This is a genomic window from Aquisphaera insulae, from assembly GCF_011064615.1.
GTDB lineage: Bacteria > Planctomycetota > Planctomycetia > Isosphaerales > Isosphaeraceae > Aquisphaera > Aquisphaera insulae.
On record NZ_JAALJH010000104.1, the window covers coordinates 1 to 18,532 of the forward strand.

The 18,532-nt window shown below is 69.2% G+C and carries 12 protein-coding genes; 5 read left to right on the forward strand and 7 right to left on the reverse strand.

What is annotated here, in order from left to right; genetic code table 11:
* Positions 1-231: 231 nt before the first annotated feature.
* Positions 232-492 carry a hypothetical protein gene (locus G6O54_RS32065; protein WP_165233277.1) on the reverse strand — a complete coding sequence of 87 codons (261 nt, stop codon included), beginning with the start codon at positions 490-492 and terminating at the stop codon, positions 232-234.
* Positions 493-761: 269 nt separating this feature from the next.
* Between G6O54_RS32065 and fae the strand changes: the two genes are divergently transcribed.
* Together fae and G6O54_RS32075 are read left to right on the forward strand one after the other, a co-directional pair.
* Positions 762-1,310, forward strand: coding sequence for a formaldehyde-activating enzyme (gene fae / locus G6O54_RS32070; RefSeq protein ID WP_165233280.1), 549 nt, complete (start codon positions 762-764; stop codon positions 1,308-1,310).
* Between the two features lies 1 nt (position 1,311).
* Positions 1,312-1,737, forward strand: a complete 426-nt coding sequence (locus G6O54_RS32075) for a hypothetical protein (protein ID WP_165233283.1) — start codon at positions 1,312-1,314, stop codon at positions 1,735-1,737.
* Between the two features lie 126 nt (positions 1,738-1,863).
* On the opposite strand, the gene G6O54_RS32080 is transcribed toward G6O54_RS32075, so the two are convergent.
* The gene (locus G6O54_RS32080; RefSeq protein ID WP_165233286.1) at positions 1,864-2,094 is read right to left on the reverse strand and encodes a hypothetical protein; all 231 of its coding nucleotides are present in this window, start codon (positions 2,092-2,094) and stop codon (positions 1,864-1,866) included.
* Between G6O54_RS32080 and G6O54_RS32085 the strand changes: the two genes are divergently transcribed.
* Together G6O54_RS32085 and G6O54_RS32090 are read left to right on the forward strand one after the other, a co-directional pair.
* Positions 2,093-2,260 carry a hypothetical protein gene (locus G6O54_RS32085; RefSeq protein WP_165233289.1) on the forward strand — a complete coding sequence of 56 codons (168 nt, stop codon included), beginning with the start codon at positions 2,093-2,095 and terminating at the stop codon, positions 2,258-2,260. The genes G6O54_RS32080 and G6O54_RS32085 overlap by 2 nt on opposite strands.
* A gap of 119 nt (positions 2,261-2,379) precedes the next feature.
* Positions 2,380-2,826 (forward strand): hypothetical protein, encoded by a 447-nt coding sequence (locus G6O54_RS32090; RefSeq protein ID WP_165233292.1) that lies wholly within the window; start codon positions 2,380-2,382, stop codon positions 2,824-2,826.
* Positions 2,827-2,862: 36 nt separating this feature from the next.
* Here the strand turns inward: G6O54_RS32090 and G6O54_RS32095 are convergent, their stop codons facing one another.
* From G6O54_RS32095 to G6O54_RS32105, 3 genes are all read right to left on the reverse strand, one after another.
* Positions 2,863-4,692, reverse strand: coding sequence for a sulfatase (locus tag G6O54_RS32095; RefSeq protein ID WP_165233295.1), 1,830 nt, complete (start codon positions 4,690-4,692; stop codon positions 2,863-2,865).
* A gap of 298 nt (positions 4,693-4,990) precedes the next feature.
* Positions 4,991-5,527, reverse strand: coding sequence for a J domain-containing protein (locus G6O54_RS32100; protein ID WP_205679101.1), 537 nt, complete (start codon positions 5,525-5,527; stop codon positions 4,991-4,993).
* Positions 5,528-6,496: 969 nt separating this feature from the next.
* Positions 6,497-9,634 (reverse strand): GDSL-type esterase/lipase family protein, encoded by a 3,138-nt coding sequence (locus G6O54_RS32105; protein ID WP_165233298.1) that lies wholly within the window; start codon positions 9,632-9,634, stop codon positions 6,497-6,499.
* Between the two features lie 443 nt (positions 9,635-10,077).
* Here G6O54_RS32105 and G6O54_RS32110 point away from each other — a divergent pair, with 443 nt between their 5' ends.
* Entirely contained in the window at positions 10,078-13,692 is a 3,615-nt protein-coding gene (locus tag G6O54_RS32110) for a WD40 repeat domain-containing serine/threonine protein kinase (protein WP_165233301.1), read from the forward strand.
* Here the strand turns inward: G6O54_RS32110 and G6O54_RS32115 are convergent.
* Together G6O54_RS32115 and G6O54_RS32120 are read right to left on the reverse strand one after the other, a co-directional pair.
* A complete protein-coding gene (locus tag G6O54_RS32115; protein WP_165233304.1) occupies positions 13,673-15,211 on the reverse strand; it encodes a DUF1501 domain-containing protein in 1,539 nt (512 codons plus the stop codon). The genes G6O54_RS32110 and G6O54_RS32115 overlap by 20 nt on opposite strands.
* 21 nt (positions 15,212-15,232) lie before the next feature.
* Positions 15,233-18,403 (reverse strand): DUF1553 domain-containing protein, encoded by a 3,171-nt coding sequence (locus G6O54_RS32120; RefSeq protein WP_165233307.1) that lies wholly within the window; start codon positions 18,401-18,403, stop codon positions 15,233-15,235.
* Positions 18,404-18,532 lie beyond the last annotated feature (129 nt).

Genomic DNA, 18,532 nt, shown 5'->3' on the forward strand with positions numbered 1-18,532 from the left:
CCGCACCCTGGACCGCTGACCTGAACTGGCGTCCCGATCCTTTTCCTTGATTCGGGCGAGCTTCGAGTTGCCCGCTGTGATTCCCGGATATCTAGGGGGAATAGGGGTGCTCTGATGTCCACGAGCCCTGGCGGTCTTTGATGATCCCGACGCATGGAATGGCAAACAGGAAAGAAAGTCAGCAGCGTGCCGAGGGCCGCCGCACCGGATCTAGAGCATCCAGAGTGGAAGTCACGCCGGCTTCATCTGCCGTCGAAGGACGGGGAGGCAGGCCAGGCAGCCGATGGCCGCCATGGCCACACCGAGCACCGGATGAGTTGGAGCGAAGATGCACCAGAGGCCGCCGATCGCGCCGATCCCCTGACCGACCCAGACCGTCCGGCGATAGGAAGTCCGGCCGCCCGCGCTCGCCAGCCAGCCGCTCGCCGCCAGGGGGAGGACCGACGACAGCAGCACGACGGCGGCGAGGGAAAGTCCTCGGATGGGATCCATGGCCCGGCCCCTTGCTTGAGTAGGGAGAGCAGAGGAATCGTCGCCCAGCACGCGTACGACAATTGTACAAGGATGGAGGCGGCCTTCAAGGGAGAGCGGCCGGCGGCGGAGTTCGTCGGCCCGCGACGGGCGAGCCTTGTCATCCGGGCCGTCGAACTGTCGGGGGGTGCTCTGATATCCTCGTGGGATCGTGTTCGGGCAGGCTGGGCCCGAGGCCTCTGGCCGGCGGCCCGAGGTCATGAGTGGCGCGGAGTCGAGAGGGGGAGAACATGGGCGGTCGGATCCTGCTGAAGACGGGCGAGGCGCTGGTGGAAGGCTCGGAGGATTGCCTCTGCGCCGAGCCGGAGGTCGTCATCGGCGAGCTCGACGGGCCGGTCGGCCACGCGCTGGCGAACCTGATCGGCGACCAGGCCAAGGGGCATTCGCGGGTCTTCGCGATCCTCAACAGCGACGTCCAGGTCCGGCCGGCCACCGTGATGGTGAGCAAGGTCACGGTGAAGGACTCGAAATACACGAATATTCTGATGGGCACGGTCCAGGCGGCGATCGCCAACGGGGTGCTCGACGCGGTCCGCGCGGGGGTGATCCCGAAGGAGAAGGTCAACGACCTGGGGATCATCTACTCGGTCTGGCTGGATCCGTCGGTGGTGAAGGAGGAGAAGCTCGACCACGAGGATCTCTTCCGCGTCCACCGCGAGGCGACGCTGAAGGTGATCCGCAAGGCCCTGGCCGACGAGCCGACGATCGACTGGCTGCTGGAGAACCAGGACAAGGTGGAGCACTACTTCCACAAGCTGGGCGTCGACGGCGAGCTCTGAGATGCAGCCACCATCGGAGGCATCGGACCACGCCCAGGACTTCGCCAGACGCTACGCCCTGCCTCTGGACGCCTACTGTGCCATCCGGATGGAGGAACTGAAGATACCCGATTCCCTGATCGGGGCTGATGACCTTCGGGCGCACATGAAATGGACCTCGTTCGATCCGGAAGGCAGGGAGGGGGGGACGATCACCAGGGGCATTGTCGTGAATTCGGGCGTACTGAATCCCGAACTGTTGAAAGGCGAGAAGGGCGGCAAGGCATGGGAGGAGGCACGTCTCCGCGACCGAATCGACGCCATCATCGCCCACGGGTACGAGGAATCTCGCCTGGGGGATCACCTCATGGCGCTCAAGGCCGCGGCGAAGACGAAGCTACCGATCACGAACGGGGCGAGAAGGATCTGCCGCGCCATGGCGAGGTAAACCGGGGGCGAACTTGATTCGGGCTTTGGACCAGGGCGGGTTGATGCGCGACGCAGCTCGCCCGGTTTCTCCGGCCCGTGATGGCATGGGCGTCTCGTTCCACGCTGTCGTGGCATGGGAATCCGATCAGGCCGTCTCCTTCGTGCAAGCGAACGATCCGCGCTCCAGAACGGTGACGAATTTCTTGCCGGCATCGGTGAGTGCGTAGAAGTTCCACCCGCGCGTGAAGCTGTGGCCGGGGATCATCAGCCCCTCGCGAGCCAACTCGCGATACGCTTCGCGGTTCGAGTCGTCTATGGGCAAGTTTCCGTTCTCCTCGACGAACTGCCGGAACACAGCCAGGGCGTGATCGGACATGACGACCTCCTTGTTTGCTGCGGGGATTCTAATCCGAGCATTCCAATTCCGCCAGCTTTGCCGGCCGGCCTTCGTCGGAGGATTCCCGCCCGACATGCTGGCCGCTGGAGAACCCGACGAAATGGAAGGCGAGTTCGACAGGCTGGGCGTCGACGGCGAGCTCTGAGGAGCCCCTCCACGGCTCGCCTGGACGCTGCCGCGACGAAGTGCTACAACCCCCGCGCGGGATGGGATGGCCTGTGCGATCGTCGCCGCGCCGTACGGAGCGTCGAGAGGGAGGCGGACATGTCGATCCGATGTGGGAAGGCCGTCGCCGCGATCGCGGCCATGTCGCCCCTGGCGATCCTCGCCCTGTCGCCGGCCGTCGGCTTCGCGGAGGAGCCGGCCGTGACGAAGCCGAGGCCGATCACGATCGTCGCCAGCCCATCGATCCTCCAGCCCGGCACGCGCTGTCGGGTCGAGGTCGAGGAGCGGCCTCCCACCGCACTGAAGTCGATCGTGACAACGTACGAGGGGACCGTCGCCGAGGCCGACGACCGGGGCATCCGCCTGGACGTCCGGGAGGTCCGCCGGGTCGACTCCGTCCCGGCCGCCTCGAAGCTCCCGTTCTCCGACCGCCTCTTCCGCAACGTCGGGATCGGGAGACCTGATCCCGACCAGAAGGTCCCCCCGATGGCGATCGCCGCGGCCAAGATCCGGTCGGTCACCGTGCTCGCTGCCGCGGTCAAGTAGTTCGCGCGGGACCGGTCCGATGGGACTGTCACTGGCTCAACGCCCGTCGTCCTCGCCGGTCATGCGATCCAGGGTCGCACGGAAGGCGGCGAGCTCATCCTGTGCGTCGGTGTCGTGGGCGAGGTCGTCTTGCTGGTCGGGGTCGGCTTCCAGGTGGTATAGCTCCTCGCGGTCGTCGCCGTTGCGGATGTAATTCCATGGGCCGGCGATCAGCGACCGCATGACGCCCCGGCGGGCCGGGACGTGTTCCAGGCGGGCCGGCATGCGGTCGGCCCGGTCCACCTCGCAAAGGATCGCATCTGCGGCGATGTCGCCGGGGTCGTCCACTTTTGCGAACGCGGATGCGTTCGAGGAGTCGGCGGACCAGAGGACGTCAAGGGAGCGGCCGGAGAACCGCGAGGGAGCGGCTGGGCCGGCGAGGGTCGTGAGCGTCGGGGCGATGTCGCAGAGGCTCGCCGTGCCGCGGACGGCGCGGCCCTCCGGCACGCGACCGGGGGCGATCACCAGGAGCGGGATGTGCAGCTCATGACGATAGAGGCTGATGCCGTGCCCCATCAGGCCGTGCTCGCCGAAGGCCTCGCCGTGGTCCGCCGTGATCACCACGATCGAGTTCGCCAGCAGCCCCCGGCGCCCGAGCTCGTCCATCAGACGGCCGAGGCGGTCATCCAGGTACGCCAGGCAGTCGTCGTAGGCGTCGCGGGCTCGATCCGGTAACCGGCGGTTGGGGTCGGTCGCGGCCGAGAAGGGCCGGGGCGCACCCCCGGGCGGGACATAGGGTGAATGAGCGTCGAAGTAATTGAGGAACAGGAAGAAGGGCCGGCCCTCGCGACCCTCGGCGTCGAGCCACGCCAGGGCGTCGCGATTGAGCATGTCCGCGGACTTGCGGTACATGTACGCCGACGGCGTGACGAGTTGCCGGATCAGCCAAGACCCGGTCCGGCTCGTCATGATCAGGCGGCCCAGCCGGCTCGCGCGGAGGACCTCCAGCGGGGTGACGTGTCCATTCTCATAGAAGTCCTCGTAGCGGTCGAAGCCGCGATCGAGCCCGTACCAGGCGTTGCAGTTCTCCATGTTGGCCACGAATCCGGCCGTGTCGTAGCCGAGGTCGGCGAAGTGCTCGGCCAGGGTCCGATGGGTCGCGTCGAGCGCCTGCCCGACGTTCGCGGAGTGCTCGTGACTCCATCGGCCGGTGAAGAGGCTTGCATGCGAGGGGAGCGTCCACGGGGCGGTGGACCAGGCATTCTCGAAGAGGACGCCCCGGCGGGCCAGACGGGCGAGGTTCGGCGTGGTGTCGCGCGGCGAGCCGTAAGGCGTCAAGGCATCGGCGCGAACCGTGTCCATCGTGATCAGGACGACGTTTGGCATGCCGGCCGCGACCTTGGGGCGGAGCGGCTCCACGCGGATGAGCGGCCATGCGGCCAGGCCCGCGACGACCAGGAGACCCGCGGGCAGGGTCCTGCGGGCGAGCCGTCGAATCTGTGGTCCTCTCGGCCCCAGCCGGCGAATTGCCAGGCAGGCGCCGGTGGCCGCGAGGGCGAGCTGCGCGATCAGGTGGAGATTCGGAAGTTCCCCCATCAGGACGAATGCCGCGAGAAGGCCGAGCGTCCCGAGATGCGTCCGGGCCCGCCACCGAGCTGGCAGCAGGGGCGTCGTCAGGGCCAGTCCCATGCCCACCGCCGTAAACAGGAGGAGGTTCGAGAGCGGAATCATCCAGGCGTAATGCCGGTTCATCCGCAGGGTCTCATACGTCAGGCGGCCGAGGCCGTGGATCGCCACGGCCTTCGCCGAGAGCTCGATCAGGCCCAGGCCGATGCCGGCCCATGCGGCCAGGGTCACGATCTCGAGGGCACTCTGATGCAGCCCCACGGATGCGACATCCGTCGCTGATGTGGTAGGGACGGGGGCCGTGCCCGCGAGTCCGGGCACGGGAATTCCGCGGCGCGATAGATACCCCATGTCCACCCTCCTGGCGGGACGAGGTTGCTTGCGGGTTTCAGGCCCCACGGATCGACGGAGAGTCGAGTGCGGACGAGTTGTTCCGCGGGCCGTGGATCGCAGCCATCCTGGCCGACGATCGAAGCTCCTGCCTTCGACTTGATAACGCAACTTGATGGAAGAAGCGCGCAACGATTCTGGAAAACGCCTCGGATCCAGATCCGTGAAGTCACCCCCGCCAGGCGGCGTAGGCGACGGCGGACTCATAGGCGGCGTTGAGCTCGACCATGGCCTGGTGGTCGCCGCCGCGGTCGGGATGCAGCACGCGGGCCTTGTTGCGATAGGCGGCCTTGATCTCGTCGAGACCGGCGATCGGAAGCAAACCGAGGAGGCTGAACGCGGCGAGCGGGCCGCCCGGCGACCACGAGGCGGCGAGGGCCCGCGCCCGGGCCTGATCCTCCTCGCGAGCCCGCCCCCGGAGCAACTCATCGGAATAGGCGGAGACGCCGCCGGTGAGCGCGCCATACAGGAGGAACTGCCGCCGCGCCTTGCGATCCGAGAGGACGTCCGCCGCGCCCGCCGCCCAGCGATCGACGATCTCGCGGAGCCTCGGATCGGACGCGATCCGGTCGAGGTAGGCGGCCTCGGCCTCGTCGCGGTCGCGGTACTCACCCAGATGCTGGACGATCCGGCTGCGGATCCGCCGCTTCTTGCGATGCAGCTCCACGACCACCCAGATGACTCGCCCGTCCTGCTCGGTGGCCATCAACAGCATCGCGACAGGACCCCGGGAATACCGAACACGGATGGAGGCAGGGACGCGGATGGGAGGGATCGAGGAGTGACTACCACGGATGACACGGATAACACGGATGAATACGATGGACAAGAAACGGTAATGAGTTGATGGACAAGATACTAAATAGTGTGAGTAAGAGTAGATCACATGTCACAATACGTTAATGTAACTTAAATGTCATAATTATTGAATTCGATTGGTCGGTATTGTCCGTGCTATCCGGTGCGCCAGGCCAAGCTTGGCAGATCTTGACAGTTGAAAGGAACTGTCCATGGTACTTGCTCGTTCACCATGAAATCGACTCGGCGTGCGTCAGGGCGACCTGGGGTGCGGAGCCCGAGAAGATTGCGACGGCAGCCATAACGCGAAAGCGTGAACCCGATTCGGCCTCGTTACACACATGGTAGCGGTCAACCTTCCGGATGAGGCGAAACCTGACACCATCCGTGAAGCAACGAGCACGTGCAGCGGATGGGCTACCCGGGGTGATAGGGGACAGCGGGCGTCGATAGATCTGTCAGGAACCTGGGAGACCTGCCCCGGCCGCAGGGGTTCATCGCGACCCGCTGCAACCGTTCACGGGAATCCATAACCGTGCTCGGGCCTGAGCAGGAGTCGGAGGGGGTCGTAGTAGCGAGGAAGCGGAGTAACGTCCGTGGAGCGAAGGGCCCCTGCCGAGGACGTACCAGCCTAAGCGGTATTGCGTGATACATGAAGCTTTGCTTCCACAAGTGTGTGCCTCGGCATGCAGCGCCTTACCAAGAGGCTTGTTGCGGTTACGGATAAGTCACTCGACGTATGCCGTAATCAAAGGTCCTCGGGCAAGCCGTGTGCGGGAGATCCGCATGCACGGTTTGAAGAGGGCGGAGGCGGCTGAGCAATCAGCCCCTCCGCTACTCGACTGTCATCCGTGGTAGTACCTCTTCCTCATCCGCGTCAGTTCCCTCCGTGGTTCATCAGTTTTTCCAGCGTGGGCATGACCGCCTCGGCCCAGATCTCGTATCCCTTGGTGGTCGGGTGGAGGGCGTCGGTCATGACGTCCTGCGGGATGTTGCCGGCCGCGTCGAGGAAGCGGGGGCCGATGTCCAGGTAGTGGATCTTGTCGTGGTCATCGAGCTTCGAGATCGCGGCGTTGATGTCGCGGATGGTCTGGCGGATGGGGTCATTTGCGGACCGGCCGCGGGGGAAGACGCCCAGGAGCAGGATCTGTGCGTCGGGGAAGCACTTCCGCAGCTTCAGGACGACGGCGCCGATACCCTCCGCGATCTCCGCGGCGGAGTTCCGGCCGGTGTTGTTCGTCCCGATCATCAGCATCACGGCCCGCGGAGAGATCCCGGCCCCTTCGCCGTCCTGGAGGCGATAGAGCACCCCCTGGGTGGTATCCCCCGAGATGCCGAAGTTCGCGACCTTCCACTTGCCGAAGCGCTTCTCGAAGACGGCCTTGCCCGCGAACGGCCCGCGCTCGTTGCGCCAGAAATCCGTGATCGAATCGCCCATGAACAGGAGCTCGGCCTTCCCTTCCTTCGCGACGGCGTTGTTGGCCTCGTGCTTCTGGCGGAAGAACGGGGCCAGGTTGGGGACGATCGCGGAATTGGGAGGCGGGACGCGGACCTCCAGGAGCGCCGGGTACGCCTTCAGGATCTCCCTCGTCCGCGGGTCGGCCGACGCCTTGAAGTCGGCCAGCGCCTTCTCCGCGGTGGCGACCTCCTCCGCGGTCGGCCGCTTGATCTTGAGGATGGCCGGGACCTCGACGCCGGCCGGCGAGGGCGTCGTCGAGGCGGGGCGAGGCGCGGCGTCCTGGGCCGGTGCCGGGGCCGAAGTCCGGGCGGCCGGGTCGCCGGTCGGCGGCGGGGCGTGGTCCTCGGCGGCCGGGGGGCCGATGAGCTCGGTCAGGATCGGGTTCAGGGCCGAGCCCCAGGCCTCGTATCCCCTCGCGGAGAGGTGCAGCCCGTCCGGCGACATCCCCGGGAGGAGGATGCCGTCCGCCCCCGCGAGGCGGTCATTGATGTTCAGGAAGCGAAGATGCTTGTCGTCGTCCAGCCCGGCGAGTCGGTCGTTGATCTGGCGGATCGCGGGTGCGAGTGCCGGGTTCTGGGAACGCGGGAAGATGCCCGTGAAGACGATCGCGGCCTCGGGCGCCCGCCGCCGGCAGGCGTCGAGGATGGCTCGAATGCCGCCGACGATCTCGTCGACCCTGGCCGCGTCGGCGGGGCCGTTCCGGGGCAGGTTGTTCGTGCCTGCCTGGACCACGATCACCCTGGGAGAGACGCCGTCGAGCTCGCCGTTCTGGAGCCGCCAGAGGATGTTGTGGGTCGTGTCCCCGCCCCAGCCGAAGTTGGCCGCGTTGCGGCCGTGGAACTGGGTCTTCCAGAGGGAGAGGAACTCGGGGTAGTCGGTGGCGCCCCAGCGGCGGGTGATCGAGTCGCCCACGAAGTAGACGTCGATCCGGCCCTGCTTCGCCTTCCGCAGGAGTTGCTCGTGGGCGGCGATGGAGTTCGGATCGGTGCGGGGAATGGCCGCGTGCGGCGGCCCGGCGGGACGGCCTCCGGGCGTCCCTGATTCGTTCACCCTGGGGAAATGCCGGTTCGACCAGGCGATGAAGGACTCGATGTTCGGCTCGTCGGTGTGGCCGCCGTCGTGCTGCCGCCAGGCGAGCTCGCCGTCGAGCAGGTCCACCTTCACGCCGGGCATCGTCTCGGTCCTGTCATCGTCGCTCCGGCCGAGGCCGTGCGCGCCGAGCAGTCGGAAGGCGGGTTGGGCCGCGATCGCCGCCATGAAGCTCCCCTGGTGGTCGAGCCAGCGGGCGTCCCCGCGCTCTGGGATCCCGTGGCTGATGAAGACCAGTCGCGGGGCGCAGAGGGCGAGCGTCATGTGGGAGTCGACCGGCAGGTCGGCGGCGGTCTTCCGGCCGAAGGACGATTCCTCGGCCGAGTACTTGATGTAATTGCCGGCCATCCAGTGGTAGGCCCCGGAGCCGGCCAGGTTTTCCAGGCTCTCGCCGAAGTTGCGGCGATAGAGCTTGGTGCCCCCCGCGCCGCTCGAGGCGATCAGGCCCGCGGCGAACCGCGGGTCGAAGGCCATGCCGACCAGCGCGGCCTTGCCATAGCGGGAGACTCCCGCGATCCCGACGCGGGATGCGTCCACGTGGGGCTCGGTTTCAAGGTAGTCGAGCGCCCGAGAGGCGCCCCAGGCCCAGGCCCGGAGCGCACCCCAGTCATCCGGCTTGCGGGGCTGGCCGTGGTTGGTCAGGCCGATGATCCCGCGGGTCAGCCCGGCCCCGGTCGGCTTCGCGTCGGGCTTCGCATTGCGGTCGAACGGGTTCCGCTGCCAGCCGCCGGAATCGTCCTGGACGGTCGTCGGGTTGAGGATGGCCGATCCCCAGCCGGCGGCGATCAGCTTATCTTCCTTCGACGGCGGCCTCGGCCCGTTGCCGCCCCCCGGGCCCCGCCCCATGAACGCGAAGGGTGAGGGCTCGAAGGGGGTCCAGCCGAAGCTCATCAGGACGGGCAGTCGGCCGGCCGCGTCCTTCGGCAGGGTCAGCGACATGGAGATATTCACCGCGATCTCGGGGCAGGCCGAGTTGTCGACCACGCCGACGATGTGCTTCTGGATCGCCGGCTTGCCGCCCGCGGTGATCTCCCTCGTCTCGCGGACCTCCCACTTGACCCCGGGGACGTCGGCCGGGACGCGGCCGTAGACCTCGCGCTCGAGCAGCTCCACGAGCTCGGGCCTGCGCGTCTTCCACCATTGTTCCGGCGTGGCGACCTTCGCGCCGCCGGCCGCCGTCAGGACGTCGGGCAGGTCGGGATAGGGATTCGCCCTCGCCTCGTCGTAATTGGCGGGATTCTGCGTCGCCTTCTCGTTGCCGTTCCGCCCCGGCCGGAGCCTCGTGATGCCGAGTTGCCGAAGCATGTTCTCATGATCCTGCTGCGTCGTGAAGACGACCGGCTTCGGGGCGGCTTCGCGGGCCGAGCTCTCGGCGGCCGGCGGGGCCTGGGCCGGGGCGGATAGGGGCCATGAGAGCGGCCCGGCGGCGAGCAGGAACAGCGATCTGAGGAGGGAGGTTCGGAACATGGTTCAGCCTCCTGGCCGGGGGACCTTGAATCACGCCGGGGCCGTGGACGTGGAATCTCTCGCGGCCGGCGTCTGGCTCGCGGAGGGCTCTCATCCTATGGCGCGCCGGGGCCGCGTGGAAGGCGCGAGCGGGCGTGGGCTCGGGGCGGCTTCCCGATCCGGTCGTCGACGGCATGACCTCGCGGGCGAAGGACTTCCGATGGGAACACGATGATCCTGTCTTGGCGCGAACGGGCGTGGATGGGGATGATGCAAAGCGGCATGGGGGGCGGTACGGCGTGGTGTCGCGCCCTCGATGGGTCGTCATGGCTCGCAGTAATGCCGGCCCTCGGGTTGCCAGGGCCGCCGAATTCGAAGGATCCGCGAAGACCATCGGTGGGCTTCGCGAAAGTGAGTTACTCCGCGTCATCTTCACCGACCGGCTTGATCTCCGCGGAGCGATCATGAGCGTCCCGCCCGATGGCCGCGACCCGATCGAAGTCCTGGTGGAGTCGATCCTCGAGCGGCTGAGGGCGGGCGAGCGGCCGAGCGTCGAGGACTATGCGGCCCTCCACCCGGAGCTCCTCGGCGAGCTCCGAGAGCTGATGTCCGCCGTCATGAGGCTGGAACTGGACCTTTCTTCGGGCCTCGATTCGGGGGCCGAGGGCGATGGCCCGGCGCCCGTCGCCCCCGCGTGGGCGGGGCGGCGGCTGGGAGACTATCGGATCGTTCGCGAGATCGGCCGGGGGGGGATGGGGCTGGTCTACGAGGCCGAGCAGATCAGCCTGGGCCGACTCGTGGCGCTGAAGGTCCTGCCCGACCGCGTCGCGGGCGATCGCCTGGCGCGGGAACGGTTCCGGCGGGAGGCGATGGCGGCGGCGCGGCTGCACCACACCAACATCGTCCCGGTGTTCGAGGTCGGCCATGAAGGCGACCTGACCTTCTACGCCATGCAATTGATCGATGGCCAGGGGCTCGACCGGGTGATCGATGAGCTGCGGCGGATCGCCCGGTCCGCCCCGGCCCCAGGCCACGTCGAGACGATCCGGGCCGGCGGGGACGCGTCGAGCGGGGAGTCGCGGCGGACCCAGCCTCTGCGCGTGGTCGCATCATCGGTCGATCCCTCCCCGCTCCCCGGGACCGAGCGGCTCGGGTCGAGTGACGCGACGATACCGGGCGTGGCCCCGCTGGAGGCGGCGTCCCCCGACGGGATCCCCGGGGGCGGGGGGGCGGGGCTCTCGGGCTCGGCCGTCCTGCCGGGCGGGACGCAGGTTTCGGGCGTCGATTCGTCGGGCCGTCGCGGCTCCTATTTCCGCAGCGTGGCGGAGATCGGTCGTCAGGCCGCGCAGGCCCTGGCCTACGCCCACGGGCGGGGCGTCCTCCATCGCGACATCAAGCCCTCGAACCTCCTCCTGGACGCCCACGGCGTCATCTGGGTCACCGACTTCGGGCTCGCCAAGATCGACGACCAGGACCTGACGGCCACCGGCGACGTCGTCGGGACCGTCCGCTACATGGCGCCCGAGCGATTTCGCGGCGAGGGGGACGCGAGCGCCGACATCTATGCCCTGGGCATGACCCTCTACGAGCTCCTGACGCTCCGGTCGGCCTTCGAGTCGTCGGATCGGCTGGAGCTGATCGCGCGGATCAAGTCGACGGAGCCGCGTCGGCCGCGTTCCATCGACGGTCGGATCCCGCGCGACCTCGAGACGATCGTCCTGAAGGCGATGGAGAAGGAGCCGTCGGAGCGATATCGGACGGCGGACGCCCTGGCCGAGGACCTGCGGAGGTTCCTCGCCGACGAGCCGATCCTGGCCCGGACGATCGGCGTCACCGAACGTTACCTGCGATGGGCCCGTCGCAACCCGACGATCGCGATCCTGGGCGGGGTGCTCACCGGCGTCCTGATCGTGGCCTCGGTCGCCTCGCTGCTCGCCGCGGCCAGGTACTCGCGCCTGGCCGACCGCGCGGGGGAGCTGGCCGCCGCGGAGCGGTCCGCGCACGTCGAGGCCGATCGCGCCAACGTCGGCCTGAGGGAGACGGAGGACGAGCTCCGGCGGGCCGTCTACGCGACTCGATCGAAGCTGGCCATCGCCGCCTGGTACGGCAACGACCTGGGCCGGCTCCACGACCAGTTGGAGCAGATGCCGCCGCGGGCCGGCGAGCCCGACCTGAGGGGCTGGGAGTGGAATTACCTGGATGCGCTCGCCCACGAGGAGCGGCTGACGTTCCGCGTGCACGACCGCGAGGTGAGCGACGTGGCGTTCAGCCCCGACGGGCGGACCGTCGCCTCGGTCCAGTGGGGCGGCCGGATCCTCCTGTGGGATGCGGCCACTGGGGTGATCAAGCGGGCGATCGCCGCGCCGCGGGCGGGCTCGGAAGGTCCGAATGCGCCGGGCGTCACCGGCCTGGCCTTCGCCCCCGACGGGGGGCGGATCGCCGGCCCGGGCCCGGACGCCGAACTCGGCATCTGGGACGCGCGGACGGGCAGCCTGCTCGTCCGGTTCAGGGCCGCTCGCGGCGGGATCCCGTGCCTGGCCTTCAGCGCCGACGGGCGGACCCTCGTCACCGGATCGTCGAGCGGCAACCTCCGGTCCTGGGATGCCGCGACCGGCCGGCTCCGGATGACGTTCCGGGAGGCCCACGACGGGCGGGTCTCGCGGATCGTCTTCAGCCCCGACGGTCGGCGGGTGGCCTCCGCGGGCTCGGGCGGCGTCAAGCTGTGGGACCCGGAGGCCGACCGGCCGCTGGCGGACATGCCGTGCCCGGGCGTCGAGGTCTTCGATCTGGCCTTCAGCCCCGACGGCCGGGCCCTGGCGTCCGGCGGCACCGACCAGATCGTGAGGATCTGGGACTCCGCCACGGGCAAGGAACGGACGCGGATCTGGAGGAACCCCGCGGCGGTCACCGCCATCGCCTTCCGCGCCGACGGCCGGCTCGCCACGGGGGGGGCGGATTCCGTCGTCAGGCTCTGGGACGTGGATTCCGGCGAGGAGCTGCGGCGATTCCAGGGGCATACCGACCGCATCTACGCGCTCGCCTTCAGCCCCGACGGCGTCACCCTCGCCTCGAGCAGCTTCGACCGGACGGTCCGGCTCTGGGACACGAGCCAGCCGCCTCGTCCGCTCGCCCTGCCCGCCCGGGCCTCGCCGAAATTCGCGATGGCCCCCGCATGCTCCGCATTCAGCCCGGATGACCGGCTCGTCGCGTCCGGCCACCACGACGGGACGGTCCGGGTCTGGGAATCCGCCACGGGACGCCTGCGATGGACGCTGGCGGGGCACGTCGACACGGTGCAGGGCGTCGCCTTCAGCCCCGACGGCAAGACCCTGGCCACCTGCTCGGCCGACCGGACGATCCGGCTCTGGGACCTGGAAAAGGGGCAATTACGCGCCAAGCTCCCGGAGCTGGAGGACGCCCTCAACCGCGTGGGGTTCAACCCCAAGGACGGGCGGCTGCTGACCCTCTGCGCCGACGAGATCCGGATCTGGGATCCGGAGACCGTCCGGTGCCTGCGGACGATCCCCTGCACGGAGGGGCCCTCCGGCCCCGAGCGCGCCACCTTCAGCGCGGGGTACAGCCCCGACGGCCGGACGATCGCGGCCGGCGTCACGGACGTCGGCGTGAGGTCCTGGGACGCGGAGACCGGCCGGCCCGTCTCGGTGCTCGAGACATCCATCCCGGGGGCCATCCGCGACCTGGCCTTCAGCGCCGACGGCCTGAGCATCGCCTGGTGCTATCTGGCCGGCCGGGATATCGAGGTCCGGGACGTGCAGGGCGGCGCGATCCGGCACATCCTGAGGGGGCACACCGATAACGTTCGAAGCCTCGCCTTCAGCCCGGACGGCCGTCGCCTGGTCTCCTCCGGTCAGGATCGGAGCATCCGCCTCTGGGAGCTCGTCGGCGGCCAGGAGCTGCTCGCGCTGCGGGAGCACGCCGGCTGGGTCCGATCGGTCTCGTTCAGTCACGACGGCCGCAAGATCGAGTCCGCCGGCGACGACGGCCGGGTCCTGATCTGGGACGCCTACCCTGCGGTAGGGGCCGCCAGCCCCTCGCCACTCACGCCAGGATCCCCTTGACCGGGTTGTGGTCCTCGACCCCCGTCAGCCGCATGTCCAGGCCCTGGAACTTGAACGTCAGCCTGCGGTGGTCGATGCCCAGGCAGTGGAGGATGGTGGCGTTCAGGTCGTGGATGTGGGCGGGATTCTCGACGACGTTGTAGCTGAAGTCGTCCGTCTCGCCGTACACGACCCCCTTCTTGATCCCGGCGCCGGCGAACCAGACGGGGAAGCACTTGGGGTGGTGGTCCCGGCCGTAGTTCTCGCGCGAGAGCGGGCCCTGGCAGTACACCGTGCGGCCGAATTCGCCGCCCCAGATGACGAGCGTGTCGTCGAGCAGCCCGCGCTGCTTCAGGTCGGTGATCAGGGCGTAGCAGGCCTGGTCCACGTCCTTGCACTGGAGCGGCAGGTCGCCGGCGAGGTTGCCGTGCTGGTCCCAGCCGCGGTGGAAGATCTGGACGAACCGGACGTCGCGCTCCGCCATCCGCCGGGCGAGCAGGGCGCAGCGGGCGAACGAGCCGGGGCGGTGGACGTCCGGGCCGTACATCTCCAGGATGTGCTTCGGCTCCTTCGAGATGTCGATCAGCTCCGGCACCGAGGTCTGCATCCGGAAGGCCATCTCGTACTGGGCGATCCGCGCCTGGGTCTCCGGGTCGGCCGTCGCCTCGAACTCGCGCTGGTTCAGCCGGTTGATCGCGTCGAGCGCCCGCCGCCGGGTCGTCGCGTCCACGCCCGCCGGGTTGGACAGGAACAGGACCGGGTCTCCCTGGGCCCGGAGGGCCACGCCCTGGTACTTGCTGGCGAGGAAGCCGGCGGACCAGAGCCGGTTGTAGAGCGCCTGCGCGGCGGCCTTGCTGGACCAGTTGGCGGTCATGACGACGAACGCGGGGAGGTTCTCGTTCATCGTCCCCAGGCCGTAGCTCAGCCACGAGCCGAGGCTGGCGCGGCCGGGGAGCTGGTGGCCCGTGCAGATGTAGGTCACGGCCGGGTCGTGGTTGATGGCCTCGGTCCAGACGGTCTTGATCAGCGCGATGTCGTCGACGATCTTGCTCGTCCAGGGGAGCAGCTCGCTGACCCACATGCCGGACTTGCCGTGCTGCGCGAACTTGTACTTCGAGGGGGCCAGCGGGAAGCGGGACTGGCCGGAGGTCATCGTCGTCAGCCGCTGGCCCTGGCGGACCGAGTCCGGCAGGTCCTTGTCGAAGAGCTTGTCGAGCTTGGGCTTGTAGTCGACCAGGTCGATCTGCGACGGCCCGCCGTTCATGTGGAGGTAGATCGCCCGCTTCGCCTTGGGCGGGAAGTGCGGCAGGCCGGGCAGGCCGCCGACGGCCTTCTTCGCCGGCATCCCCGGCCTGGACTGGTCGGCCAGGCCGTTGCCGATGCCGCCCGCGGCGAACCCCTCGTCCGCCATCAGGCCGGCGAGCGCGGCGGTCCCCAGGCTCATGCCGGTGGTCCGGCCGAAGAAGTGGCGGCGGGTCATCCGCTCGACCTGCTCGCGGATCGGGCCCTCGACTCGAAAGGCGTCGTGATCGTGGCTCATCGCGGTCGCTCCCCGGGGCTCTCAGCCCTTGGTCATCACTTCGTCGAGGTTCAGGATCACGTTGCCCATCATCGTCCAGGCGGCCAGCTCCGCGGGGTTCTGCTTCGGGTCGGGCTTCGCCTCGCCCGCCTCGATCAGGGCCTTTGCCGCGGCCTGGTCCCCGGCGTAGTGGGACGAGAAGTCCAGCAGCGCGGCGTTCAGGTCGGAAAGCTCCTTGGCGGTGGGCTTGCGGGCGGTGGCCAGGCGGAACATCCAGGAGAGGCGGTCGTCGGTGGTCGGCCCGGCCTCGCGGAGCGTCCGCTCGGCGAGCCCGCGGGCGGCCTCCACGAACTGCGGCTCGTTCATGATCAGGAGGGCCTGGAGCGGCGTGTTGGTCCGCTCGCGGCGGACGGTGCAGGCCTCGCGCGAGGGCGCGTCCAGCGTGGTCATCTGGGGCGGCGGCGAGGTCCGCTTCCAGAAGGTGTAGAGGCTGCGGCGATGGACCTTCTCCGCGCCGGTGTCGGCCTTGAACCTCGCCGTGTTGCTGTCGGTGTAGCCGACCGCCTCCCACAGCCCGGCCGGCTGGGGCGGCTTGACGCTCGGGCCGCCCAGCTTCTCCACGAGCAGTCCGCCAAGGGCGAACGCCTGGTCGCGGACGATCTCGGCGTCGAGGCGGAATCGCGGGCCGCGGGCGTACAGGCGGTTCTCCGGATCCTTCGCCAGGCTCTCCGGCGTCACCCGGCCGCTCTGGCGATAGGTCGCGGACATGACCATCCGCTTCATGAACCGCTTGACGTCCCAGCCGTCCTCGCGGAACTGCACGGCCAGCCAGTCGAGCAGCTCGGGATGGCTCGGCGGGTCCCCCTGGGAGCCGAAGTCATCGGCCGTCTTCACGAGCCCCGTGCCGAAGACCTGGAGCCAGAACCGGTTCGCCGCGACGCGGGCCGTCAGCGGGTGACTCGCGTCGACGAGCCACCGCGCGAAGCCCAGCCGGTTGACCGGCTGCCCGGCGGGCAGGGGGGGCAGGAAGGCGGGCGTCGCGCGGCCGACCTTGTCCTTCCGCTGGTCGTACTCGCCGCGGTTGAGGATGAAGGCGGGCTTCGGCTCGCCGGCCCGCTCGCGGCAGATCAGGGTCGTCGGGATCGCCGCCTCCGCGGCCGCCTTCGCCTTCTGGGCCTCGTCGACCTGGGCATAGAGCGGGTCGAGGATCGCCTTCGTCTTGGGGTCGCGAGACGCGAGGAAGGCCGCGATCAGCTCGGACTGCTGGGCCTCGGTCCGCCTGTCCGCGTCGATGGCCATGATGGCCTTGACGGCCTCCGACAGGCCGGCGCCGCCGTCGGCCTTGCGGGCGCGGATCCAGGAGGCGACCGAATCGAACGCCTGCCCTTCCTGGGGCGTCCAGGTCTCGATGCCGGCGTTGTCCCAGTAGACGGTGCCGTCCTGCTGGGTGAACGCCCAGCCCTGGATGATCGTCCCGGGCTTGAGGCCCAGCGCCTTGACGGGGACCTCCAGCCGGACCCACTTGCCGGTGGCCGGCAGGTCGCCGATCCGGAGCCGCTCCGGCGAGGCGTCCTTGCCGAAGGGGATGACGTTCTCGCCCCAGTAGCCCCGGTGGGTCCACTGGCCGCCGATGTTCCACTGGAGCATGACCTCCCTCGGCGGCGAGGTCGGGTCCAGGAAGACGTAGGTGAAGAACGTGTCCCCCTCGCCGACCTTCAGCTTGGGCCCGGCGTTGTCGAAGAACCGCTGCATCAGCCCCTTGGCGACGAGCCGGAACGCCGCCTTGCCGCTCTGCACCGGATAGGCCGGCCGGCCTCGGAACTCCCAGCCCGGCTCCCCCTGGGGCGAGGCCCCCGCCGGGAGCGCGTCGTCCACCCAGGTGAAGTCGGCCCGGCGGACGAACTCCCCGGCGTCGGCGTCCTTCTTCCGGTCGTAGGACGCGGAGACCCTGGCGGTCTCGGCGGCGATCGCCTTCCGCGTCGCGGCGATCTTCGCGTCGGCCGCGGCGATGGCCGCCGTCTGCTCGGCCGCGGGGACCTTGGTGATCGGCGCCCACTGGGCGGCGTTGCCGTCGAGCGCGGGGCCGTCGTTGTTGTTGAAGAAGGCGAAGAGCTGGTAGTAGTCCTTCATCCGAATCGGATCATATTTATGATCGTGGCAGCGGGCGCAGCCGGTCGTCAGGCCCAGCAGGACGGTGCCGTTGGTGTCCACCTGGTCCACGACGTTGCGGACGTAGACCTCCTCCTCGATCGATCCCCCCTCGCTCGTGGAGACGTGGCAGCGGTTGAAGCCGGTGGCCACGAGCTGGTCGAGCGTCGGGCTGGGGAGCAGGTCGCCGGCGAGCTGCTCGACGAGGAAGGTGTCGAACCGCTTGTCGGCGTTGAAGGCGTTGATCACCCAGTCGCGGTAGGGCCAGATCTCGCGGTAGTTGTCCAGGTGCAGGCCGTGGGTGTCCCCATAGCGGGCGGCGTCCAGCCAGTAGCGGGCCATGTGCTCGCCGTAGCGGGGCGAGTCGAGCAGCCGGTCGACGAGACGCTCGTAGCCGGCGTCCGACGGATCGGCCAGGAACGCGTCGACTTCCTTCGGTGTCGGCGGCAGGCCGGTGAGGTCCAGGTAGGCCCGCCGGGCCAGCGTGGTGGCATCGGCCGGGGGCGCGGGGTGCAGGCCCTCGGCCTCGAGCCGGGCGAGGATGAACCGGTCGATCGGGTTGCGAGGCCAGGCGGCATCCTTCACGGCGGGGAGATCGGCCTTGCGTGGGGGGTCGAAGGCCCAGTGGGTGGACCAGCTCGCCCCCTCGGCGACCCATCGCTTGAGGGTCTCCACCTGGGCGGGGGAGAGGTCCTTGCCGAACTTCTTCGGCGGCATCTTCGCCTCGGCGTCGTCGGTCGTGACGCGGTCGATGAGCGCGCTGTCGTCGGGCTTGCCCGGGACGACGGCCGTCTCGCCCGACTTGAGCTTCGCCAGGATGCCGTCCTTGGTGTCGACGCGGAGCCCGGCCTTGCGGGTCTTGTCGTCCGGCCCGTGGCAGGCGAAGCAATGGTCCGACAGGATCGAGCGGACCTCGCGGGCGAAATTCACGGGCTTCGCCGCGGGGGCGGGCTGCGGCTTCGTTTTCGCCTTCGCTCCGGCCGGCTCGTCGGACCGGGCTTCGCGGGCGATCGGCAGGCTCGCCAGGATCGCGGCCGCCATCATCATGCGAGGACGAAAGGTCATGGCCCACCCCCAGATCAGGTCGGATCGGATCGGATCAGGTCAGGTCGAAGTCGCGATGCGGCCTGCTCGGGCCGGGAGGCTTCGCCGGGGATCGGGGAAGCCCCCGCATGCAGGCCCTTCGCGGGCGTG